The 21,154-nt window shown below is 71.0% G+C and carries 23 protein-coding genes; 9 read left to right on the forward strand and 14 right to left on the reverse strand.

The features are described from left to right. Positions 1-41: 41 nt before the first annotated feature. The 6 genes from ACFV9J_RS09480 to ACFV9J_RS09505 all read right to left on the reverse strand — a co-directional run bounded on the left by ACFV9J_RS09480 (position 42) and on the right by ACFV9J_RS09505 (position 5,309). A complete protein-coding gene (locus ACFV9J_RS09480) occupies positions 42-833 on the reverse strand; it encodes an SURF1 family protein (protein WP_385352126.1) in 792 nt (263 codons plus the stop codon). A 141-nt stretch (positions 834-974) separates the two neighbouring features. Further along, a complete protein-coding gene (locus tag ACFV9J_RS09485; RefSeq protein ID WP_003976994.1) occupies positions 975-1,208 on the reverse strand; it encodes a hypothetical protein in 234 nt (77 codons plus the stop codon). Positions 1,209-1,271: 63 nt separating this feature from the next. Beyond that, the gene (locus tag ACFV9J_RS09490; RefSeq protein WP_385352128.1) at positions 1,272-2,258 is read right to left on the reverse strand and encodes a DEDDh family exonuclease; all 987 of its coding nucleotides are present in this window, start codon (positions 2,256-2,258) and stop codon (positions 1,272-1,274) included. Positions 2,259-2,362: 104 nt separating this feature from the next. Beyond that, positions 2,363-3,373, reverse strand: a complete 1,011-nt coding sequence (locus ACFV9J_RS09495) for a CopD family protein (RefSeq protein WP_385352130.1) — start codon at positions 3,371-3,373, stop codon at positions 2,363-2,365. Positions 3,374-3,423: 50 nt separating this feature from the next. Further along, positions 3,424-3,612, reverse strand: coding sequence for a hypothetical protein (locus ACFV9J_RS09500; RefSeq protein WP_385352132.1), 189 nt, complete (start codon positions 3,610-3,612; stop codon positions 3,424-3,426). 158 nt (positions 3,613-3,770) lie between these two features. Continuing rightward, the gene (locus ACFV9J_RS09505; protein WP_385352134.1) at positions 3,771-5,309 is read right to left on the reverse strand and encodes a S8 family serine peptidase; all 1,539 of its coding nucleotides are present in this window, start codon (positions 5,307-5,309) and stop codon (positions 3,771-3,773) included. 349 nt (positions 5,310-5,658) lie between these two features. Here ACFV9J_RS09505 and ACFV9J_RS09510 point away from each other — a divergent pair, with 349 nt between their 5' ends. The 3 genes from ACFV9J_RS09510 to moaA all read left to right on the forward strand — a co-directional run bounded on the left by ACFV9J_RS09510 (position 5,659) and on the right by moaA (position 8,820). Then, positions 5,659-6,033 carry a DUF485 domain-containing protein gene (locus tag ACFV9J_RS09510; RefSeq protein ID WP_003976999.1) on the forward strand — a complete coding sequence of 125 codons (375 nt, stop codon included), beginning with the start codon at positions 5,659-5,661 and terminating at the stop codon, positions 6,031-6,033. Then, complete coding sequence (locus tag ACFV9J_RS09515) at positions 6,030-7,664, forward strand: cation acetate symporter (protein WP_385352136.1); 1,635 nt, start codon at positions 6,030-6,032, stop codon at positions 7,662-7,664. The genes ACFV9J_RS09510 and ACFV9J_RS09515 overlap by 4 nt, the downstream gene beginning before the upstream one ends. A 166-nt stretch (positions 7,665-7,830) precedes the next feature. Next, entirely contained in the window at positions 7,831-8,820 is a 990-nt protein-coding gene (gene moaA / locus ACFV9J_RS09520) for a GTP 3',8-cyclase MoaA (protein ID WP_385352138.1), read from the forward strand. Between the two features lie 18 nt (positions 8,821-8,838). On the opposite strand, the gene ACFV9J_RS09525 is transcribed toward moaA, so the two are convergent. After that, a complete protein-coding gene (locus ACFV9J_RS09525) occupies positions 8,839-9,069 on the reverse strand; it encodes a hypothetical protein (RefSeq protein ID WP_385352140.1) in 231 nt (76 codons plus the stop codon). Positions 9,070-9,314: 245 nt separating this feature from the next. Beyond that, entirely contained in the window at positions 9,315-9,713 is a 399-nt protein-coding gene (locus ACFV9J_RS09530) for a DUF3099 domain-containing protein (RefSeq protein ID WP_385352142.1), read from the reverse strand. A 262-nt stretch (positions 9,714-9,975) separates the two neighbouring features. On the opposite strand from ACFV9J_RS09530, the gene ACFV9J_RS09535 reads away from it, so the two are divergent. Further along, complete coding sequence (locus ACFV9J_RS09535; RefSeq protein ID WP_385352144.1) at positions 9,976-10,257, forward strand: GlsB/YeaQ/YmgE family stress response membrane protein; 282 nt, start codon at positions 9,976-9,978, stop codon at positions 10,255-10,257. A gap of 87 nt (positions 10,258-10,344) precedes the next feature. Here the strand turns inward: ACFV9J_RS09535 and tyrS are convergent, their stop codons facing one another. From tyrS to ACFV9J_RS09560, 5 genes are all read right to left on the reverse strand, one after another. Next, positions 10,345-11,622: a tyrosine--tRNA ligase gene (gene tyrS, locus ACFV9J_RS09540; protein WP_385352146.1), complete on the reverse strand. Its 1,278-nt coding sequence runs from the start codon at positions 11,620-11,622 to the stop codon at positions 10,345-10,347. A 45-nt stretch (positions 11,623-11,667) separates the two neighbouring features. Continuing rightward, positions 11,668-13,062: a metallopeptidase TldD-related protein gene (locus ACFV9J_RS09545; RefSeq protein WP_385352148.1), complete on the reverse strand. Its 1,395-nt coding sequence runs from the start codon at positions 13,060-13,062 to the stop codon at positions 11,668-11,670. After that, positions 13,059-14,582: a TldD/PmbA family protein gene (locus ACFV9J_RS09550; protein ID WP_385352150.1), complete on the reverse strand. Its 1,524-nt coding sequence runs from the start codon at positions 14,580-14,582 to the stop codon at positions 13,059-13,061. Before ACFV9J_RS09550 ends, ACFV9J_RS09545 begins: the two co-directional genes overlap by 4 nt. 251 nt (positions 14,583-14,833) lie before the next feature. Then, positions 14,834-15,181: a hypothetical protein gene (locus ACFV9J_RS09555; RefSeq protein WP_385352152.1), complete on the reverse strand. Its 348-nt coding sequence runs from the start codon at positions 15,179-15,181 to the stop codon at positions 14,834-14,836. Positions 15,182-15,395: 214 nt separating this feature from the next. Then, a complete protein-coding gene (locus ACFV9J_RS09560; protein WP_385352154.1) occupies positions 15,396-16,820 on the reverse strand; it encodes an MFS transporter in 1,425 nt (474 codons plus the stop codon). Positions 16,821-16,928: 108 nt separating this feature from the next. Between ACFV9J_RS09560 and ACFV9J_RS09565 the strand changes: the two genes are divergently transcribed. From ACFV9J_RS09565 to fabI, 5 genes are all read left to right on the forward strand, one after another. Next, positions 16,929-17,621: a TetR/AcrR family transcriptional regulator gene (locus ACFV9J_RS09565; protein ID WP_385352156.1), complete on the forward strand. Its 693-nt coding sequence runs from the start codon at positions 16,929-16,931 to the stop codon at positions 17,619-17,621. A gap of 561 nt (positions 17,622-18,182) precedes the next feature. Beyond that, the gene (locus ACFV9J_RS09570; protein WP_385352158.1) at positions 18,183-18,314 is read left to right on the forward strand and encodes a hypothetical protein; all 132 of its coding nucleotides are present in this window, start codon (positions 18,183-18,185) and stop codon (positions 18,312-18,314) included. A gap of 5 nt (positions 18,315-18,319) precedes the next feature. Continuing rightward, entirely contained in the window at positions 18,320-18,706 is a 387-nt protein-coding gene (locus tag ACFV9J_RS09575) for a PIN domain-containing protein (protein ID WP_385352160.1), read from the forward strand. A gap of 173 nt (positions 18,707-18,879) precedes the next feature. After that, positions 18,880-19,584: a 3-oxoacyl-[acyl-carrier-protein] reductase gene (fabG, locus tag ACFV9J_RS09580; RefSeq protein ID WP_385352162.1), complete on the forward strand. Its 705-nt coding sequence runs from the start codon at positions 18,880-18,882 to the stop codon at positions 19,582-19,584. Between the two features lie 5 nt (positions 19,585-19,589). Then, entirely contained in the window at positions 19,590-20,357 is a 768-nt protein-coding gene (gene fabI, locus ACFV9J_RS09585; protein ID WP_385352164.1) for an enoyl-ACP reductase FabI, read from the forward strand. 93 nt (positions 20,358-20,450) lie between these two features. Here fabI and ACFV9J_RS09590 read toward each other — a convergent pair whose 3' ends face one another. Further along, positions 20,451-21,143 carry a FadR/GntR family transcriptional regulator gene (locus ACFV9J_RS09590; RefSeq protein WP_385352166.1) on the reverse strand — a complete coding sequence of 231 codons (693 nt, stop codon included), beginning with the start codon at positions 21,141-21,143 and terminating at the stop codon, positions 20,451-20,453. Positions 21,144-21,154 lie beyond the last annotated feature (11 nt).

Below are 21,154 nucleotides of genomic sequence, written 5' to 3' on the forward strand. Positions count from 1 at the left end.
CCGCCCGCGCGCTCCCGCCGCGGGACTACACCGCCGCGGGACTACACCGTCACGGGTTCCGGCTGCGTGGGCTCCACATCCTCGGCGGCCTCCCGGTCGCGCTTCTCCCGGCGGACCAGGAACCACCAGCCGACCGGTACGGCCGCCGCGAACAGCCACCACTGGATGGCGTAGGCGAAGTTCAGCGCGGCGTTCTCGTTGCCGGGCTTGCCGATCGGCTCCGGGGTGTCGTTCTTCGGCTCGGGAGTCTTCAGGACGACGTATCCGCCGAGCACCCGGGCGTCCAGGCGCTCGGCCTGCTGCTCGCTGTTGATGAGCATGATCTGCCGGTCCGGGAGGCCTTCGAGATCCTTGATGCCGCTCGCCTCGGTCGTCTCGTCGGGCATCAGCCGGCCGGTGAGGGTCAGCTCGCCCCGGGGCGGCTCGGGGACCTTGGGGAACGCGGTCTGGCTCGGGCCGTCCGCGGGGATCCAGCCCCGGTTGACCAGCAGGACCTTGCCGTCGTTCAGCACGAACGGGGTCAGCACGTGGTAGCCGATGTTGTCGTCGGAGTCGGTGCGGCGGCGGACCACGACCTCGCGGTCGGTGTCGAAGCGGCCCTTGGCGGTGACGGTGCGGTACCGCTCACGCGTGGTGATCTTCTTGCCGGGTGCGGTCAGCGACTCAACGGGTGCCGGTGACGCCTCGAGCGCGCGCGCGACCAGGTCGTTCCGAGCGGTGCGCTCCTCGTAGCGGTGCATCTGCCAGAAGCCCAGCTTGATCATCGTGGGGATGAGCAGCACGGCGACCAGCGTGAGGATCACCCACTGGCGGGACAACAGGAAGCGGTACACGCATTGACGGTACCTTGGCCGGGATCCGCCCTCGCGAGGAGGTCCCCGCGAGGGCCACAGCCCCGCGTCGGCGGGGAACACGTCCGATAACACCGCGGCGCGGGTTCAACGACCGCGTCGCCCGACGGTCACGCGAAGCGCTCAGACCTTGTCGACGATCCCCGCCCTCCCCTCCGCGCGGGCGCAGTGGGCCCCGCAGAACCAGTGGCCGTCGACCTCGACGCCCTGGCCGATGATCTGCACCCGGCAGTGCTCGCAGATCGGGGCCATCCGGTGGATCGCGCAGGAGAAGCAGTCGAAGACGTGCACCGCTCCCTGGGCGTGGACCTCGAAGGTCATTCCGTAGTTGTTGCCGCAGACTTCACATGTCGCCATGCGCCACAGGGTGGGCCGTCGCCGCGAACGCGGGCCGACGGGCGCCGGGCGAGTCGCCCGGAATCACCCGTCCGCAGGCTCGACGTCCGCGAGCAGTTGCCCGAAGGCCGCCTCGTCCACCACCGGAGTCCCGAACTGGCGGGCCTTGACCACCTTGGAGGTGCCCGAGTCCGGATCGTTGGTGACCAGCAGGCTGGTCAGCCGGGACAGGCTGGTCGCGACGTGCAGGCCCGCCTCGACGGCGCGGTCCTCCAGCAGGTCGCGCTCGACGGAGGTGTCACCCGAGAAGGCGACCCGCATGCCCTGCTTGAGCCGTTTGCCCGCTTCGTACCGGCCCGGGTTGGGGTGGGGGCATGCGGGCCTTTTGCGGGAGGGGCGCCAACTGGTCGGCCGGTAGCTCGCGTAGCCCGCCTGCTGCCCGATCCGGGGCGTCGGCCGGTCCGACCACTCGGTCAGCGGTCGGCACTCGTGCAGCGGCAGCCGCACGTCCCCGGCCGCCGCGGCGAGCAGGCTCGGCCGGAACGCCTCCGCCAGCACCCGGGCGTCGTCCAGCGCGTGGTGCGCCCGCTGCTGCACGACGCCGAAGTGCGCGGCCAGCGACTCCAGCTTGTGGTTGGGCAGCGGCAGGTCCAGTGCCTTGGACAGCGCGATGGTGCACAGGCGTTGACGCACCGGTGCCTCGCGCTCCGCGCGCGCGTACTCGCGGGCGATCATCTGCCAGTCGAAGACCGCGTTGTGCGCGACGAGGACCCGCCCGTCGAGCCGGGCCGCGAACTCCTCGGCGACGTCCGGGAAGAGCGGCGCGTCCCGGAGCACGGCGCTGGTCAGACCGTGTATCCACACCGGGCCCGGATCGCGCTGCGGATTGACCAGGGTGTACCAGTGGTCCTCGACCTCGCCGCGGGCGTCCAGCCGGTAGACGGCCGCCGAGATGATGCGGTCGTCGCGGGCCAGGCCGGTGGTCTCCACGTCGACGACCGCGTACCCCTGGGGATACGCGGTCGGCCACGCCGTGGCGGACGGCGCTGCGGTCGTGCGGTCTTCGAGCATGGTCAATGAGGATACGGGCCCGGACCGACACTCCGGTCCCGCAGGGGGCCCGTGCCGTCAAGTTCCGGGCACCGCAGGAGCGTTGGGGCACCCCGTGTGCGCGCTCACCACCGGATCGGCACCGGAAGGGCCGTCAGAAGCCCCGACACCGCCACCACCACGCCCAGGGCGACGACCTCCGCGCGCGCGGGGGAGCAGGCGGTCAGCGGGTCGGCCGCGCGGCTCAGCCGGATCCTGGCCCACAGCGCGAGGGCGGCGACGGCGGCCACGAGGAGCACCTTGGCCAGCAGGACCCGCCCGTAGGCGGTGTCCGTCAGCTGGTCCAGGATCGTGCCCGCCGGCATCCGGCGCAGCGAACTGCCCACCCCGGTGGCCGTCAGGGCCCCCAGCAGAACGGCCGCCACGCGCGCGTAGAGCCCCAGCAGGGCGGGCCCCGCCGCCTCCGCCGCCCCCCAGCGCCGCAGGGTCCGCAGCACGTACAGCAGACCGCCCACCCACAGAGAGGCACACGTCAGATGGACGAGGGTCAGTCCGGAGCCGAGCAGCGGGCTGTACTCGGTCGTGGGGTGCGCGCGGAGCGCGTCCGCGACGATCACCGCGGCCAGCGGCCACACCTGGAGTCCGGGCCGCCGCGAGGTCGCGCACAGCCAGGCCGCGAGGAATCCGTTGACCTCCAGCAGGGCGAGCTTGCCGTCACGGGACTCGTAGAGACCGCCGACGTCGATGTCGGCGACGGAGTCCGGCACCAGGTTGCCCGTGGCCACCACCGAGGCCAGCCCCAGCGCGGCCGCGAGACCGACGGCGGCCGCGTACGGCGACCAGCTGCGGGGCCGGTCGGGGGGAGCGCCGGGCAGCGACCGGGCCAGCCGGTTCGCGAAGAGTTCGCCGAGCGGAACGCTCAGCGCGGCGAAGAGCACCGTGCGCAGCAGGCCGATGCCGCCGGTGCCGGGAGCCTCGGCCTCCCCGGTGCCGTGCAGCGCGGGGGAGGGGCCGAGCACGGGTATCAGCGCGCCCAGGGCCACCAGCACGAGTACGGCGACCGTCCGGCCGGTGCCGGAGGGCCGCGAGTGGCGTCCGGTGTCGGTGGTCCGGGACGGGGGTCGTATCGAGGTCACCCCAGGATCTTCACCAAGTCACCAGATCCGGGCAAGTTCCGTCGTCGCCCTCACGAGTCCCGTGCCGTGCCGGTCACGGACGCGTCCCGCGGATGGGAAGCGGCCGACCACCACAGCCGCACCTCCTTGCGCACGTCCGTGGGCCGCAGCTCCCACCGCCGCGCCTTCTTCGGCTCGCGCGGGGCGGAGGCCTGCTCGGTCCAGTTGCCCACTGCCTCCTCGACCCGCGACCGGTTCACCGAGGACGTCGTCCATGAACCTCATGCAGCCCTGCCCGAAGCTCTCACTGACCGCCGCGATCCCGTCGGCGAACAGACCCACCGCACGACGACGGGGGCGGCGGACCCGATCGGAACCGGACCACCGCCCCCGCATCACGCACAGGTACGCGTACCGGCTACCAGGTCACCGCGTCCAGCGCGTCGGCCATGCCCCAGCCGTAGAAGCCGTTGCGGTTCTTCGGGCCCTCGCACACCGCGTCGACCTTGCCGTCGCCGTCGATGTCGTACGGATTGGTGCACGCCGTGGCGTCGGCCTCGGCGTACAGCAGGGCCTTCACCATGGCGGGGGACGCGTACGGGTGCGTCGACTTGATGAGGGCGGCGACGCCCGCGACGTGCGGGGACGCCATCGACGTACCGGCCATGTAGCCCCACTTGCCGCCGGGCAGCGTGCCCAGGATCAGGCCGCTCGTGGCGGGCGGCTCCGGGGTCTGGTAGGCCGTCGAGTCGCCGCCGGGCGCGGCGATGTCGATGACGCCCCGACCGTGGTTGGAGAAGGACGACTTGAGGCCCTTCGCACCGGTCGCCGCGACCGTCACGACGCCCGGCAGCTGGGTCGGGATGTCCAGGCACTTCGACGGGTCGACGGTCCGGTCGCCGGGCGTGGTGTCGTTGGGCGAGGACGGGTCGGTGATCTCGTCGGAGGTGAGGTCGTAGTTCTCGTTGCCGGCCGCGGCGACGTTGACCGCGCCCTTCCTCTCCGCGTACCGGGAGGCCCGCGAGACGGCCTCTACGAGCGCCTTCTGGTCCGGGTCGTCCTTGCAGTTGAAGTACCACGGGTCGGTGTAATAGCTGTTGTTGGTCACGTCGACGCCGTGCTCGGCCGCCCACATGAAGCCGCAGACCACTGCCTCTGTGTAGAAGAAGCCGTCCGGGTTGGAGACCTTGATGCCGGCCACCTTCACCCCGGGCGCCACGCCGGTCATGCCGATGCCGTTCTTGGCGGCGGCTATCTCCCCGGCCACGTGGGTGCCGTGCGGGCTCTCCGCCGCGCTCGGCCGCCAGGCCCCGTCGGTGGTGTCCGGCTTGCCCGCCACGCAGTTGACGGACGCCTGCCGGTCGAAGTTCGGGGCGATGTCCGGGTGGGTGTCGTCGACGCCGGTGTCGATGACGGCGACGGTCACCTTCTTGCTGCCCAGCGACTTCTCGTGCGCCTTGTCCGCCTTGATGGCGGGCAGGTCCCACTGGAGCGACTCCAGCGGGTCCTGGCCCTCGGCCTTCCCGGAGGAGGCCTTGGCGGCGGCCAGTTCCTCGCCGCCCAGCACCTGCGGCGCGCCCGTGTCGGTGGTGGCGGCCGAGGGCAGCGGCGCGGTGCGGGTGGCACCGGCCGACTGCACGCCGCGCACCTTGCGGACGGTCTTGGCGAAGTCGGGGTTGGCGGAGTGGACGACGATCACGCCGATCCGGTCGTACGACGTGACGATCGTGCCGCCCGCCTTGGCTATCGCCCGCCGCACGGAGGCCGAAGGACGGTGCCCGGAGGCGACGTTGACGACGTAGCTGAGCGAGGTCGCGTCCGCCGCCGTCGAGGGGGCGGCCTCGGCCGCGGGGGTCGCGGCGGCCGGGGTGCCCGGCAGGAACGCGAGCGACGCGGCCACGGCGAGGCCCGCCGGGATCGCGAGGGCACGGCGGTGACGCGAGAGGGGAGCGGTCATGCGTGGTGTCTCCAGTCCGTCGGGAAAACTCGGGAAACGAGCCGGCGTCTGGAGCGCGGATCGCGCGCGGATCGCAGATGATCCATGGGTTCTCCACATCATCCGGCAGAACGGCACCCGCCCGCACACGGGTAATCGGGCAGGTACATGACGTAGTGGTGCAGGGTGAAGCTATCCCCCGAAGTCCCTGGCCAGCAATGACCCGCCGAGGGTGACTTCGGAAAGTGCCACGGGTGTTGAACCGGTCCCCGCGGGGCGCCGTGTCGTTGGACAGGGAGCCCGAGCACGATCAGCCCCCTGCGAGAACACCGAGGTCCAAGCCGTCATGTCCGTCGTACGAGGAGACTCCGTGGCCACCGACGCACCGCCCCCCTCGAAAGAGGAGCCCCCCTCGCAAGAGGAACACCGACTCCCCTCCGCCGAGGAGTTCTCCGAAGTGCAGCAGAGCGCCGAGTTCGCCGAACTGCGCCGCTCCTTCCGCTCCTTCGCGTTCCCGCTGACCGTCGCCTTCGTCGCCTGGTACCTGCTCTACGTGCTGCTGTCGAACTACGCCGGCGGCTTCATGGGCACCAAGCTGTTCGGCAACATCAACGTCGCGTTCGTCTTCGGCATCGCCCAGTTCGTCACCACGTTCCTCATCGCCTGGTGGTACTCGCGGCACGCCGCCGCGAAGCTCGACCCCAAGGCCGAGGCCATCAAGACCCGGATGGAGGGCGGCGCATGAGCCCCGCACAGACCGTCTTCGCCGCCGAGCTGGCCGCCAACGAGGCCAGCGAGCACCGGCCGCTCATCATCACGCTCTTCTCGCTCTTCGTCCTCGCGACGCTCGGCATCACCGTCTGGGCGGGCCGCCAGACCAAGGACGCCGCCGACTTCTACGCGGGCGGCCGGTCCTTCAGTGCCTTCCAGAACGGCCTCGCCGTCTCCGGCGACTACATGTCGGCCGCGTCCTTCCTCGGCATCGCCGGCGCCATCGCCCTCTTCGGCTACGACGGCTTCCTCTACTCCATCGGCTTCCTGGTCGCCTGGCTGGTCGCCCTGCTCCTGGTCGCCGAGCCGCTCAGGAACTCCGGCCGCTACACGATGGGCGACGTCCTCGCCTACCGCATGCGCCAGCGCCCGGTGCGCACCGCCGCCGGCACCTCCACGATCGTCGTCTCGATCTTCTACCTGCTGGCCCAGATGGCGGGCGCGGGCATCCTGGTCTCGCTGCTGCTCGGCATCACCTCCGACGCCGGCAAGATCCTCATCGTCGCCCTCGTCGGCGTCCTGATGATCGTGTACGTCACCATCGGCGGCATGAAGGGCACCACCTGGGTCCAGATGGTCAAGGCCGTGCTGCTGATCGGCGGCACCATCCTGATCACCTTCCTGGTGCTGCTGAAGTTCGACTTCAACATCTCCGACCTGCTCGGCAAGGCCGCGGAGAACAGCGGCGCGGGCTCCGCGTTCCTGGAGCCCGGTCTCAAGTACGGCGTGACCGGGACGTCCAAGCTGGACTTCATCTCCCTGGGCATCGCCCTCGTGCTCGGCACCGCCGGCCTGCCGCACATCCTGATCCGCTTCTACACGGTGCCCAACGCCAAGGCCGCCCGTAAGTCCGTGAACTGGGCGATCGGCATCATCGGTGCCTTCTACCTGATGACCATCGCCCTCGGCTTCGGCGCGGCGGCGCTCGTCGGCAAGGACGAGATCATCGCGTCCAACCCGTCCGGCAACACGGCGGCACCCCTGCTCGCGCTGCACGTCGGCGGCGTCGACTCGGCCTGGGGCGCGATCCTGCTCGCCACCATCTCGGCGGTGGCCTTCGCGACCATCCTCGCCGTGGTCGCGGGCCTCACCCTGGCCTCGTCCTCGTCCTTCGCGCACGACATCTACGCCAACGTGATCCGCAAGGGCAAGGCCACCGAGAAGGAGGAGATGAAGGCGGCCCGCTGGGCGACCGTCTTCATCGGCATCGTCTCCATCGGGCTCGGCGCCCTCGCCCGCGACCTCAACGTGGCCGGCCTGGTCGCCCTGGCCTTCGCGGTCGCCGCGTCGGCCAACCTGCCGACCATCCTCTACAGCCTCTTCTGGAAGCGGTTCACCACCCAGGGCGCCCTGTGGTCGATCTACGGCGGCCTGATCGTCGCCGTCGGCCTGGTGCTGTTCTCGCCGGTCGTCTCCGGCGACCCTAAGGCGATGTTCCCGGACGTCGACTTCGCCTGGTTCCCGCTGCAGAACCCGGGTCTCATCTCCATCCCGTTCGGCTTCCTGATGGGCTGGCTCGGCACGGTCCTGTCGAAGGAGGAGCCCGACGAGGCGAAGTACGCGGAATTGGAGGTCCGGTCCCTGACCGGCACCGGAGCGCACTGACGCCCCGCCCGACCGGCACCGGCGCGGCCGCTCGTAGATCCCTACGACGCGGCCGCGTCGCGCGTCGTGGGTTCGGGCCGATGTCGATGTCCGAGCGGTCACGTAGGCTCGACGGTGTCGGAGGAGAGAAGTGCTCCGCCGATCCGCGTCGAGGGAGGGGGCCCACGTGCTCATCGACACCTACGGCCGAGTGGCCACCGACCTGAGGGTCTCGCTCACCGACCGTTGCAACCTGCGCTGCACCTACTGCATGCCCGAAGAGGGCCTGCAGTGGCTGGCCAAGCCCGACCTGCTCACGGACGACGAGATCGTCCGCCTCATCGACATCGCGGTCACCTCCCTCGGCATCGAGGAGGTCCGCTTCACCGGCGGCGAGCCGCTGCTGCGCCCCGGCCTGGTCGGCATCGTCGAGCGCGTGGCGGCCCTGGAGCCCCGCCCCCAGATGTCGCTCACGACCAACGGCATCGGCCTCAGGCGCACGGCCACGGCCCTGAAGGCGGCGGGCCTGGACCGGGTCAACGTCTCGCTGGACACCCTGCGCCCGGACGTCTTCAAGACCCTCACCCGCCGGGACCGCCACAAGGACGTCCTGGAGGGCCTGGCGGCCGCCCGCGAGGCCGGACTCACCCCGGTCAAGGTCAACAGCGTCCTGATGCCGGGGCTCAACGCCGACGAGGCCCCCGACCTGCTCGCCTGGGCCGTCGAGCACGACTACGAACTGCGCTTCATCGAGCAGATGCCGCTGGACGCCCAGCACGGCTGGAAGCGCGAGGGCATGGTCACCGCGGGTGACATCCTGACCTCCCTGCGGACCCGTTTCGAGCTGACCGCCGAAGGCTCCGGGGAGCGCGGCTCGGCCCCCGCCGAACGCTGGCTGGTGGACGGCGGCCCGCACCGCGTCGGCGTCATCGCCTCCGTCACCCGCCCGTTCTGCTCGGCCTGCGACCGCACCCGCCTGACCGCCGACGGCCAGGTGCGCACCTGCCTCTTCGCCACCGAGGAGACCGACCTGCGCGCCGCCCTGCGCTCCGACGCCCCCGACGAGGAGATCGCCCGCATCTGGCGCCTGGCCATGTGGGGCAAGAAGGCGGGCGCGGGCCTCGACGACCCGACCTTCGTCCAGCCCGACCGCCCGATGTCCGCGATCGGGGGCTAAGGACCAAGGCAGGGTCCCTCAGGGCCTGCCGGAGTCCTCCGGGGCTTCCCACTCGGCGAGCGGGACCACGTCCTTGAGGAAGTTCCGCACCCCGAGGAACTGGGACAGGTGCTCGCGGTGCTCGTCGCACGCGATCCACGTCTTGCGGCGCTCCGGAGTGTGGATCTTCGGGTTGTTCCACGCCAGCACCCACACGGCGGGGGTGCGGCAGCCCTTGGCGGAGCAGATCGGGGTGGTTTCGTCACTCACGGTTTCGTCTCACAGATCCACCGGTTTCGTCTCACAGATCCACGCACAGGGCCCGCACACAAGGCGACGCCGAGCAGCCACGGGGGGAGCTGCCCGGCGTCGGTCCGTCGCTCCGACGGGGGATGCGGAGCGCGTACGAAGTATGTCACGGCTCACCCATCGCCCGGCACCGGAACAACACGATTCATCTGAGCAGTTCTTCGGCCTGGCGTGGAATCGACGCCGCCGCGCAGGGGGTGTGGCGGTCACGGCCGGCCGTGCGGCTCACCGGCCGCACCCGGCCCCGGATCAGCGCTCGCGCCCTCCGGGACGGATTCCGCCCCGCCGTTCCCGGCCCGCGGCGGCATGATCATCGGCGGGGTCGGCGCCGTCACGAACGTCGACGGCAGGGATGGCGCGTTCTCGCGCCCCGCGTTGGCGATCACGACCGCGATGTACGGCAGCGCGGCCCCGAGGACCAGGGCCACGATCGCGACGTGCCGTTCCACGTTCCACAGGCAGACCGCGAGGATCACCGACACCGTACGGACCGACATCGAGATGATGTACCGCCGCTGCCGCCCGCGCACGTCCTCCTGGAGGCCCGTCCGGGCCCCGGTGATCCGGAACACCTCGGCACTGCCGCCGGCACTCTGCTTCCGCATCCGCTTCCACCATCCGCCCGCATCGGACTCTCCCCGCCCCGCTCTCGTCCGCGGCCGCTCGGGGACTCCGGTCCCGGACAACTCACCACGTTACGCCGCGCCTGCGCCGCTCACGAGACCGGGGCACCCCCGGTCCGGCCGTACCGCCTGCGCCTTACGGCCGGGCGCCGGTCCCCCGTTCGGCCGTACGCGGCATGCGCCGTACGCCGTACGCCCGAACACTGGTGGCATTGCTCGCGTAGAGCCGGACGAGGAGGCAGCCATGGGCTGGTTGTGGGCGATCATCGTGGGATTCGTGCTCGGCTTGATCGCCAAGGCGATCATTCCCGGCAAGCAGCACATGCCGCTGTGGCTGACCACCATCTGCGGCATGATCGGCGCGATCGTCGGCAACGCGATCGCCCGCGCGGCCGGCGTCGACGCGACCTCCGGCATCGACTGGTGGCGGCACCTGTTCCAGCTGGTGGCGGCGATCATCGTGGTCGGTCTCGGCGACGCGGCCTACACGTCGTTCCGCGGCAGCAGGCGACGCGAACGGGCCTGACCCCGCTCCGGACCCACGCCGTACGGCGAAGGGGCGTGCGCCGGCAGCCGTGCGGCGCCGGAGCACGCCCCTCGCGCGTGCGCCCGCTCAGGCGCCGGTGCTGCCGGTGATCTCCACCGCGGCCAGGTTCTTCTTGCCGCGGCGCAGCACCAGCCAGCGCCCGTGCAGCAGGTCCTCCTTGGCGGGGACGGCGTCCTCGCCGGTGACCTTGGCGTTGTTCACGTAGGCGCCGCCCTCCTTCACCGTGCGGCGTGCGGCGGACTTGCTGGCCACCAGGCCCACCTCGGCGAACAGGTCGACCACCGGGGCCGGCTCGGCGACCCGGACGTGCGGCAGCTCGGACAGGGCCGCGGCCAGCGTGCGCTCGTCCAGCTCCGCCAGCTCGCCCTGGCCGAAGAGGGCCTTGGACGCGGCGATCACGGCGGCCGTCTGACCGGCGCCGTGCACCAGCGTCGTCAGCTCCTCGGCCAGCGCGCGCTGCGCCGCCCGGGCCTGCGGACGCTCCCCGGTCTGCCGCTCCAGCTCCTCCAGCTCCTCGCGGGAGCGGAAGGACAGGATGCGCATGTACGTCGAGATGTCCCGGTCGTCCACGTTCAGCCAGAACTGGTAGAACGCGTACGGCGTCGTCATCTCCGGGTCGAGCCAGACGGCGCCGCCCTCGGTCTTGCCGAACTTGGTGCCGTCCGCCTTGGTCATCAGCGGCGTCGCGTAGGCGTGCACGGACGCGTCCGGCTCCAGGCGGTGCAGCAGGTCGAGGCCGGCCGTGAGGTTGCCCCACTGGTCGCTGCCGCCCTGCTGCATCGTGCAGCCGTACCTCCGGTAGAGCTGGAGGAAGTCCATCGCCTGGAGCAGCTGGTAGCTGAACTCCGTGTAGCTGATCCCCTCGGAGGACTCCAGGCGCCGGGCGACGGAGTCCTTGGTCAGCATCTTGTTGACCCTGAAGTGCTTGCCGATGTCCCGCAGGAACTCGATCGCCGACAGGCCCTCGGTCCAGTCGAGGTTGTTCACCATCACCGCGGCGTTCTCGCCCTCGAAGGACAGGAACGGCTCGATCTGGCCGCGCAGCCGCTGGACCCAGCCCGCGACGGTCTCCGGTGAGTTCAGCGTGCGCTCCGCGGTCGGACGCGGGTCGCCGATCTGGCCCGTGGCCCCGCCGACCAGCGCCAGCGGCCGGTGCCCGGCCTGCTGGAGCCGGCGCACGGTGAGCACCTGCACCAGGTGCCCCACGTGCAGGGACGGCGCGGTCGGGTCGAAGCCGCAATAGAACGTGACGGGACCGTCCGCGAGCGCCTTGCGCAAAGCATCCTCGTCGGTGGACTGGGCGAACAGCCCGCGCCACTTCAGCTCGTCGACGATGTCCGTCACGGTTCTCGTGTCTCCTTGAGTGGTCTCGCGAAATCAGGTACGAGGTTATACGCCCTGGCTGACAGAGCTCATATTGAAATCGGGGACCCGCACCGCGGGCATCGCGGCCCTGGTGAACCAGTCGCCCCACTCCCTGGGCAGCGTCTTCTCCGTGCGCCCCGCCTCGGTCGCCCGCCCCAGCAGGCCCACGGGCGACTCGTTGAACCGGAAGTTGTTCACCTCGCCGACGACCTCGCCGTGCTCGACGAGGTAGACGCCGTCCCGGGTCAGCCCGGTCAGCAGCAGCGTCGCCGGGTCGACCTCGCGGATGTACCAGAGGCAGGTGAGCAGCAGCCCCCGCTCCGTCCCCGCGACCATCTCGTCCAGGGACCGGTCGGGGTCGCCGCCGTCCAGGATCAGGTTGCCGATCGCGGGTGCCACCGGCAGCCCGGTCAGCCCGGCGCTGTGCCGGGTGGTCGTCAGCCGGTGCAGCTCGCCGTCCCGGATCCAGTCGGTCGCCGCCACCGGCAGCCCGTTGTCGAACACCGACTGGTCGCCCCCCGAGGAGTGCGCGACCACGAACGGCGCGCTCTCCAGCCCCGGCTCGTGCGGATCACTGCGCAGCGTCAGCGGCAGTGTGCCCAGCCGCTCGCCGACCCGGGTGCCGCCGGGCTTGGAGAACACCGTGCGCCCCTCGACCGCGTCCCGGCCGGACGCCGACCAGTACTGGTAGATCAGCAGATCCGCGACCGCGGTCGGCGGCAGCAGCGTCTCGTAGCGCCCCGCGGGCAGCTCCACCCGCCGCTCGGCCCAGCCCAGCCGTACGGCCAGCTCGGCGTCGAGGGCCGCCGGATCGACGTCCTTGAAGTCCCGCGTGGCCCGTCCCGCCCACGCCGACCGGGTACGGTCCGGCGACTTGGCGTTCAGCTCCAGCGTTCCGTTCGGCTGGTCGTGCCGCAGCCGGAGCCCCGTCGAGGTGCCGACGTAGGTCGAGGTCATCTCGTGGTTCGCGAACCCGTACAGCTCCCGGCCGCCCGCCCGCGCGCGGGCGAACGCCTCCCCGAGCGCCGGCGCGAAGTCGGCGAAGACGGCCGACGAGGTCTCGCAGGGCGCGTCGGCGAAGTCCGGCGACCCCGGCCCGCCCGGGACCAGCGGCTGCGCGTCCTCGGCCGGACCGGCACCCCGCGCGGCGGCCTCGGCGGCCCGCACCAGGGGCTCCAGCTCGTCCACGGTCACGGCCGAGCGCGACACCACCCCGGACGCCGTGCCCTCCCGCCCGTCCACGGTGGCGACGACCGTCAGCGTGCGCCCGCGCGTGACACCGTTGGTGGTGAGCGCGTTGCCCGCCCAGCGCAGGTTGGCGGTGGACTCCTCGTCGGCGATGACGACGCACCCGTCCGCCCGGGACAGCTCCAGCGCCCGCTCGACGACCTCGTGCGGCTTGCTGCTGCGGACGCTCATCGACCGGCCTCCTCGGTGGTGTTCAGAATGTTGACTCCCTTGAAGAGGGCGGACGGGCAGCCGTGCGAGACGGCCGCGACCTGCCCCGGCTGGGCCTTGCCGCAGTTGAAGGCACCGCCCAGGACGTACGTCTGCGGGCCGCCGACGGCCGCCATGGACCCCCAGAAGTCGGTGGTCGTCGCCTGGTACGCCACGTCCCGCAGCTGACCGGTGAGCCGCCCGTTCTCGATCCGGAAGAAGCGCTGACCGGTGAACTGGAAGTTGTAACGCTGCATGTCAATGCTCCAGGACCGGTCCCCGACGACATAGATCCCGCGGTCGACGCCCCCGATCAGGTCCTCGGTCGACAGCCCGCCCGGATCCGGCAGCAGCGACACGTTGGCCATCCGCTGCACCGGCACGTGGGCGGGGGAGTCGGCGTAGGCGCACCCGTTGGACCGCTCGAAGCCGGTGAGCCGCGCGATGCGCCGGTCGAGCTGGTAGCCCACCAGCGTGCCGTCCTTCACCAGGTCCCAGGACTGGCCCGCGACGCCCTCGTCGTCGTACCCGACGGTCGCCAGGCCGTGCTCGGCGGTGCGGTCGCCGGTGACGTTCATCAGCTCCGAGCCGTAGCGCAGCTTGCCGAGCTGGTCGAAGGTGGCGAAGGAGGTCCCGGCGTAGGCGGCCTCGTAGCCGAGGGCGCGGTCCAGCTCGGTGGCGTGCCCGATGGACTCGTGGATGGTCAGCCACAGGTTCGACGGATCGACGACCAGGTCGTACAGCCCCGCCTCGACGCTCGGCGCCCGCATCTTCTCGGCGAGCAGCTCCGGGATCTCGGCCAGCTCGGAATCCCAGTCCCAGCCGGTGCCGGTCAGGTACTCCCAGCCGCGCCCGGCCGGCGGCGCCAGCGTGCGCATGGAGTCGAACTCGCCGCTGGAGTCGTCCACCGACACGGCGGTGAGCACCGGGTGCAGCCGCACGCGCTGCTGCGTCGTCACGGTCCCGGCGGTGTCGGCGTAGAACTTGTTCTCGTGCACGGTGAGCAGCGAGGCGTCCACGTGGTCGACCCCGTCGGCCGCCAGCAGCCGCGCGCTCCAGTCGGCCAGCAGGGCGGCCTTCTCAGTGTCCGGCACGGAGAAGGGGTCGATCTCGTACGCCGAGATCCAGGACTTGTCGGCGTGCACGGGCTCGGCGGCCAGTTCGACCCTCTCGTCCGACCCGGCCGCCCTGATCACCTGCGCCGACAGCTTCGCCATCGCCACCGCCTGCGAGGCGACCTTGGCGGCCGCGTCCAGGGTCAGGTCCACGCCGGACGCGAAACCCCACGTGCCGCCGTGCACCACCCGCACCGCGTACCCGAGGTCGGTGGTGTCCGAGGACCCGGCGGGCCTGGCGTCCCTGAGCCGCCAGGACGCGCTGCGCACCCGCTCCAGCCGGAAGTCGGCGTGCTCGGCGCCGAGGGCACGCGCCCGGGCGAGGGCGGCGTCGGCGAGGGCGCGTAGGGGGAGTGCCGTGAAGGCTTGGTCGATGCTGTGAGGCACGGGGGGAGATCCCTTCGGGCGCTTGCCTGTGGTGACCATTGGAGGCAGTGAACCATGTCCCACTCCTCCGGCTGACTGGATAAAGGTGATGCCTGCGGTCGGGCAACCGCCGGTGGAAGGGGGCGGCGGGGCAGTGGGGGCTGTTCTCCAGACGTGGCACGCAACCAAGCGAACGTATGTGATCAAGGGGGCCGACCGACCCGGCCCTGATCTCGTACAGCTACGGCCAGGTGGCGTGCAGCTCTCAGTAACTACACGGGGCTGCGGTCGCGTTGTCGAAGGGCGGCGAAGTCGGCGTGGGCCGCCTCGACGGCCTCGGGATACGCCTCGCGCTTGCCCGTGGGGATGATCAGATCGGGCTGGATCTGCTCGACGGACTCGCCAAGAGCCCTGCGACGGAGGACGGTGTGCAGCATGTCGTCGGTGATGACCGGCGGCCGGCCGCCGTACTTGCGGCCGGTGTGGTAGGCGGAGGCGACCGCACCGGAGCACGAGCGGTACGGCGAGCCCGGCTGTGCGTCGCACTTCGGGCAGGGCCGTCGTTCGACGTCGTCCGCATCCGACAGGCCGGACACGGAGAGGTCGTGAGGGTCCGTCATGACCCCGGATTTTGCACCATGCAAGTCTCAGAAGGGGGTCCGTCTCACTCTTGGGTGAGAACGGGTTCCGAGAACCGATCCGCGATCACCAAGGTCCGGCGCCCCGTTCTTGATCTTGCTCGCGCAAAGGGTCGTTCATGCGAGGTGCGGGTGCCGTGTTGCAGGTGTCAGATCCCGGCGTCGGAGCGGGCTCGGTAGCGGGCGGGATTCATGGTCACCGGGCGGGTTCCTGGCTTCGGTCGGGGCGAGGGACGCGGTGCGGATGAATGAGGACGAGTGTGGTGAGTACTGCGATGAACGCAAGTACGGCGGAGACCGTGAGGACAGCCCGGGTGCCGTCTGCGACTGCCTGACTGCCTGTACCGGTGCCGTCGTGAAGGGTGAAGATCGCGCCGAGTGCCGCGGTGCCGACGCCGGCGCCGAGGGAGGCGAGGGTGGAGACGGTCCCGGCGACCATGCCGACCCGCTCGGGTTCGGTCACCCGGACCGCCACGGCCATCACGGGGGCGCCGGCGATTCCGCCGCCGGCGCCCCAGGCCAGCAGCGGCCCGAGCAGCGCCCACCACGGTGTGCTGGGTGTGATCAGCAGTGCCAGGGCCGTGAAGCCGACGCCCTTGAGTAAGTAGCCGGAGCCGATCACCAGGCCGGGGGCCCAGTGGCTGAGCAGCTTGGAGCCGACCATGCCGGTGGCGATCTGCGCGAGGAATATCGGCGTCATCAGCAGTCCCGCCGAGGTGGGGCTCAGGCCCAGCCCGTCCGACAGGTACAGCACCAGGTAGACCGAGCCTCCGATGGTCAGGACGCGGGAGAGGAGGACGGCCAGCATCGCGCCGCAGAACGCGGGCCGGGTGAACATCCGTAGCTCCAGTGTCGGCATGGGTACGCGGAGTTGGAGGACCAGGAAGGCAGCCAGTGCCAGGCAGGCGGTGAGCAGTGCGGCGGTGTCCTGGCCTGCCCATGGTGTGTCGCCGGGGCGGAGCATGAGCAGGGTCGCCGTACCGAGGCCGAGCATGAGCAGCAGGCTTCCGGGCCAGTCCGGCCGCCCGGTCGAGGAGGGTGCGGGGGAGGTGGGCGGCAGCACGCGGGCGGCCAGCGCCCAGGCCGCTGCGCCGAGCGGGAGGTTGATCGCGAAAACCGCACGCCACCCGAAGGCGTCGATCAGAACTCCACCGAGAGTCGGGGCGAGGAGCCCGGCCGCGGTCGCGAACGATCCCCAGGCGCCGATGGCGAGATTGCGCTCCTCGCCGGTGTAGCGGTCCGAGATCAGCGGAATGCCGTTCACCATGATCACCGCGGCTCCGCAGCCCTGGACCACCCGGGCGGCGTTCAGCCACCACAGGTCCTGCGCCAACGTCGCGGCCAGTGAGGCCAGAGTGAACACGGCGATCCCGGCCAGGAACAGAGACCGCCGCCCCCAGCGGTCCGAAAGGCTTCCGGCCGCCTGGGTCAGTGCCCCCATCGCGACCATGTAGGTCACCACTACCGACTCCGCTGAATCCCCGTCCGCGACATCGGCGCTGATCAGCGGGAGTCCGATGGCCACGATCGTGAGGTCGACGACGACCAGCCCCGTGGAGGCCATCACCAGCACGAGGACCCCGCTCACGGGCGGGAAACGGCGGGACTTCTGAGCTGCCATGCGGAATACGACCTCCAGGCGGGCACGGGCGGTGCCGTCAGCCTGCGGGCTCCCGACGCTAAAAGTCAACATGTGTGAAGTTCAGCCGGAGGGCCGTACGATGGCGCCATGCCTGCCGCCTCCCGCCGCCGTCCCACGACACGCAAGGGCCGCCCTGTCCTCACCCGGGAGGCCATCGCCGCCAAGGCACTGGAGATGGCTGGTACGCGGGGGTTCCGTTCCGTCACCATGCGCGCCCTGGCCGCTGAACTCGGTGTGACCGTGCGGGCTCTGTACAACTACGTCGAGGACCGCCAGGACGTCGTCGATCTCGCCCTCGGGCTCATGCTCGACTCCTGGACCTCCCCTCCCCTGAGCCCCACCGCCTGGGAGGAATCCGTCGCCGGTTACGCGCGGTCCATGCGCGAGCTGTACCGGCGCTGGCCGCGCGCCCTGCTGGTCTCCCTCGACGAGGACGCGCCCCCCACCTCCGTGCACCCCAACCGCCTGCTCAACCTCGACCGCTTCCTCCAACTCCTGCACGGCATCGGCATCGGCCTCCCGGCCGCCCTGGAGGTACACCGCCACCTCTCCCTGCTCATGCTCTCTTTCGCGCTCGTGGTCGACCGCCCCTCCGCGCACGCCACGACGGACCGCGGCACGCTCATCCCCGACACATGGCTGGCGGCCCACACCGATCTGGACATCCCTGCCCTGCGCCAAGCCGCCGCGCTCCCCATCCCCACCGCGGACACCCAGTTCGACCAGCTCGTCTCCGTCGTCATCGCACAGATCCGCAGCCATCTCGACGCCTCGACATAAGGGCTCACCAGCCCCCCGCTGGAGAACCCGGGCATAGCGCGGCCGCACCCTGCGTGCCGCCCTGAACGCGGGTGTCACGTCGGCGCTGCGGCTGCTTCCCCGCCCGGGGTACGCGGGCCGGGCACCGTCGCCCGAACGGACAGGTCCAGATCGAGACGGCTGTTCATGCCCAGCTCGAACCGGCCGTACGGGTTCCGGCCCAGTTCCTCGATCGCCCGGTACGTCGGGTGCTTCGGCCCTCCCCGGGTAGACCGGCGCAGGACCTGCTCGGCCTCGGCGGTGCCCAGGCGCAGGTCGCTCCGCTCGAGTCGGTGCCAGGACGGAGCGGCAACGGCTCACCCTCGTGTGGGCGGTCCTCGCCTGCCAGGGCGCGGAGGACGAGCTGCGTCTCCAGCCGGTCGGCACGGCGCACGCCCCGGTCGGCCTGGACCGAGTCCGACCGCGGCCGTCGCCCCCGTACTCTGCGATGAGAAGGGCGAGGCCATCGAGGTCACCCGGCACGGCAACGTGATCGCGATACTGTCTCCGGCCGGCAGTCCCATGGAGCGGTACGCACACCTGGTGGCACAGGGGAAGATCAAGTTGAAGCCGGTCACGGCCGCCGACCGGCACGGCATGCCGCACTACGAGGTCACGGAGGACATCGACCCGCTGGCGTTGCTGCTCGCCGAGCGCGAAGAGGACGAGCGTTGATCTGCATGGACACGTCCGCGCTGGTCACGTGGATGACGCGGCGCAATCACCGGGCCGCGTTGGATGCCTTCTTGCAGCAGCGGGCCACGGAGGCGCTCGCCACCAGCACGCTCGGTTTCGTCGGGACCGTACGGACTCTGGATCTCGTCGGGCCCTTTCCCAAGACCATGGACGATCTCCATGCCAGGGTCACCGAGATCCTCCTCACCCGAGAGGTGCGCGACGGCGCGGCGCTGCTCGTCGGGCGGCTGCCGACACTGGACGCGATCCATGTGGCCAGCGCACTCTCGCTGCGGGACGACCTGACCGCCCTGGTGACCTACGACCGCAGGATGCTGGAGACCGCCCGCGCGGAGGGCCTGCCCGCACACGCGCCCGGCACGGAAGGCTGAAGCGGCACCGGTTCTGTAGGGACCCGACAGACAGCCCCGTAAGCCACTGTGGGTGCCCGAGTCTTTGGCGGAGTCGGGGGACCGATAGATTTTCGAGGAAGCCGCCTGCTGTCGCCGTCCGCCGTACGGGTGACCGGGCGGGTGCGCCAGACCGCTATCGAAAGGGTGATCCGATGAGCCGCTCGGTTCTCGTCACCGGAGGAAACCGGGGCATCGGCCTCGCCATCGCCCGCGCTTTCGCCGACGCCGGCGACAAGGTCGCGATCACGTACCGCTCGGGTGAGCCGCCGGAGGGCTTCCTGGCCGTCAAGTGCGACATCACCGACACCGAGCAGGTGGAGCAGGCCTACAAGGAGATCGAGGAGACGCACGGTCCCGTCGAGGTCCTGATCGCCAACGCCGGCGTCACCAAGGACCAGCTCCTGATGCGCATGTCGGAGGAGGACTTCACCTCCGTCGTCGAGACCAACCTCACCGGCACCTTCCGCGTCGTCAAGCGCTCCAACCGCGCCATGCTGCGCGCCAAGAAGGGCCGCGTCGTCCTCATCTCGTCGGTGGTCGGGCTCCTCGGCTCCGCGGGGCAGGCGAACTACGCCGCCTCCAAGGCCGGTCTGGTCGGCTTCGCGCGCTCCCTCGCCCGTGAGCTGGGATCGCGCAACATCACCTTCAACGTCGTCGCGCCGGGCTTCGTCGACACCGACATGACCAAGGTGCTCACCGACGAGCAGCGGGCGAACATCGTGTCGCAGGTGCCGCTGGGGCGGTACGCGCGGCCCGAGGAGATCGCCGCGACGGTGCGGTTCCTCGCCTCGGACGACGCCTCGTACATCACTGGAGCCGTCATTCCCGTTGACGGCGGACTGGGAATGGGTCACTGATCACCATGAGCGGAATTCTCGAGGGCAAGCGCGTCCTGATCACCGGCGTGCTGACGGAGTCCTCCATCGCCTTCCACGCCGCGAAGCTGGCCCAGGAGCAGGGCGCCGAGGTCATCCTCACCGCTTTCCCGCGGCCCACCCTGACCGAGCGCATCGCCAAGAAGCTGCCCAGGCCCACCAAGGTCATCGAGCTGGACGTCACCAACGACGAGCACCTCGGCCGGCTCGCCGACGTAGTGGGCGAGGAACTGGGCGGCCTCGACGGTGTCGTGCACTCCATCGGGTTCGCGCCGCAGGACGCGCTCGGCGGCAACTTCCTCAACACGCCGTTCGAGTCCGTCGCCACCGCGATGCACGTCTCGGCGTTCTCCCTGAAGTCGCTGACCACGGCCTGCCTGCCGCTGATGCAGAACGGCGGCTCGGTCGTCGGCCTCACCTTCGACGCGCAGTACGCCTGGCCGCAGTACGACTGGATGGGCCCGGCCAAGGCCGCGCTGGAGGCAACCAGCCGCTACATGGCCCGTGACCTGGGCAAGCAGAACATCCGCTGCAACCTGGTCTCGGCGGGCCCGCTCGGCTCCATGGCCGCCAAGTCCATCCCGGGCTTCAGTGACCTGGCCGCCGTGTGGGACAGCCGTTCCCCCCTGGAGTGGGACCTGAAGGACCCGGAGCCGGCCGGCCGCGGCATCGTCGCGCTGCTGAGCGACTGGTTCCCGAAGACCACGGGCGAGATCATCCACGTCGACGGCGGTCTGCACGCCATCGGCGCCTGAGCGGACGCCACGCCCGAGGGCCCGCATCCCGTACGGGGTGCGGGCCCTCGCGTAGTCACGGCAGGCGCGCCCACCCCACCGGAGCGGCGTGGATCAGTGGTCCGCGGGCGGAGTGAACAGCGCGGGCCGGCACACGAACGGATAGGCCGCAGCCTCCTCGGCCGCCGTCGCCGCGTCGCCCGCGCGGATCGCGTCCACCAGCCGGGCGTGATCCATGTGCATGGCCGGGGACATGCCCTCGCCCACGTCGCCACGCAGCCAGTCCCGCATCACCTCGCCCAGGTCCGCGTACATCGCCGTCATCACGTTGTTGTGCGAGGCCGCCACGACCGCCAGGTGGAACGTGGCGTCCGCCGACACGAACGCCTCCGCGTCACCCGACTCCCAGGCCTCCTCCCGGCGCAGCAGCAGGCCGTCGATCTGCTTGAGGTCCTTCTCCGTGCGCCGCTCGGCGGCCAGTCGCGCGGCGGCGGACTCCAGCGTGGACCGCAGCTCGGCGATGTGCCGGGGGTCGGCGTCGGCGAAGCGGCGCTGCATCACGCCGGCCAGTTCGCTGGTCGCCACGACGTACGTGCCCGATCCCTGGCGGATGTCCAGCAGGCCGTTGTGGGCCAGCGCGCGGACCGCCTCACGGACCGTGTTCCGGGCGACACCGAGCTGCTCGACCAGCTCGGGTTCGGTGGGGATGCGGGAGCCGACCGGCCACTCGCCCGAGGCGATCTGCTGCCGCAGTGCCGCGATGACCTGCTCGGACAGTGCCGAACGACGGGGATGGCTCAGCGGCATGGCTCACCTTC

The organism is Streptomyces sp. NPDC059906 (assembly GCF_042730645.1).
Taxonomy (GTDB): domain Bacteria; phylum Actinomycetota; class Actinomycetes; order Streptomycetales; family Streptomycetaceae; genus Streptomyces; species Streptomyces rubrogriseus.

What these genes read in the sequence shown, in the direction of transcription:
- ACFV9J_RS09560 (WP_385352154.1), bottom strand. Translation starts at nt 16,820, where the DNA reads ATGGCAGCTCAGAAGTCCCGCCGTTTCCCGCCCGTGAGCGGGGTCCTC.
- fabI (WP_385352164.1), top strand. Translation starts at nt 19,590, where the DNA reads ATGAGCGGAATTCTCGAGGGCAAGCGCGTCCTGATCACCGGCGTGCTG.
- ACFV9J_RS09535 (WP_385352144.1), top strand. Translation starts at nt 9,976, where the DNA reads ATGGGCTGGTTGTGGGCGATCATCGTGGGATTCGTGCTCGGCTTGATC.
- ACFV9J_RS09545 (WP_385352148.1), bottom strand. Translation starts at nt 13,062, where the DNA reads ATGAGCGTCCGCAGCAGCAAGCCGCACGAGGTCGTCGAGCGGGCGCTG.
- ACFV9J_RS09515 (WP_385352136.1), top strand. Translation starts at nt 6,030, where the DNA reads ATGAGCCCCGCACAGACCGTCTTCGCCGCCGAGCTGGCCGCCAACGAG.
- ACFV9J_RS09575 (WP_385352160.1), top strand. Translation starts at nt 18,320, where the DNA reads ATGGACACGTCCGCGCTGGTCACGTGGATGACGCGGCGCAATCACCGG.
- ACFV9J_RS09505 (WP_385352134.1), bottom strand. Translation starts at nt 5,309, where the DNA reads ATGACCGCTCCCCTCTCGCGTCACCGCCGTGCCCTCGCGATCCCGGCG.
- ACFV9J_RS09590 (WP_385352166.1), bottom strand. Translation starts at nt 21,143, where the DNA reads ATGCCGCTGAGCCATCCCCGTCGTTCGGCACTGTCCGAGCAGGTCATC.
- fabG (WP_385352162.1), top strand. Translation starts at nt 18,880, where the DNA reads ATGAGCCGCTCGGTTCTCGTCACCGGAGGAAACCGGGGCATCGGCCTC.
- ACFV9J_RS09555 (WP_385352152.1), bottom strand. Translation starts at nt 15,181, where the DNA reads ATGACGGACCCTCACGACCTCTCCGTGTCCGGCCTGTCGGATGCGGAC.
- ACFV9J_RS09565 (WP_385352156.1), top strand. Translation starts at nt 16,929, where the DNA reads ATGCCTGCCGCCTCCCGCCGCCGTCCCACGACACGCAAGGGCCGCCCT.
- ACFV9J_RS09490 (WP_385352128.1), bottom strand. Translation starts at nt 2,258, where the DNA reads ATGCTCGAAGACCGCACGACCGCAGCGCCGTCCGCCACGGCGTGGCCG.
- ACFV9J_RS09530 (WP_385352142.1), bottom strand. Translation starts at nt 9,713, where the DNA reads ATGCGGAAGCAGAGTGCCGGCGGCAGTGCCGAGGTGTTCCGGATCACC.
- ACFV9J_RS09485 (WP_003976994.1), bottom strand. Translation starts at nt 1,208, where the DNA reads ATGGCGACATGTGAAGTCTGCGGCAACAACTACGGAATGACCTTCGAG.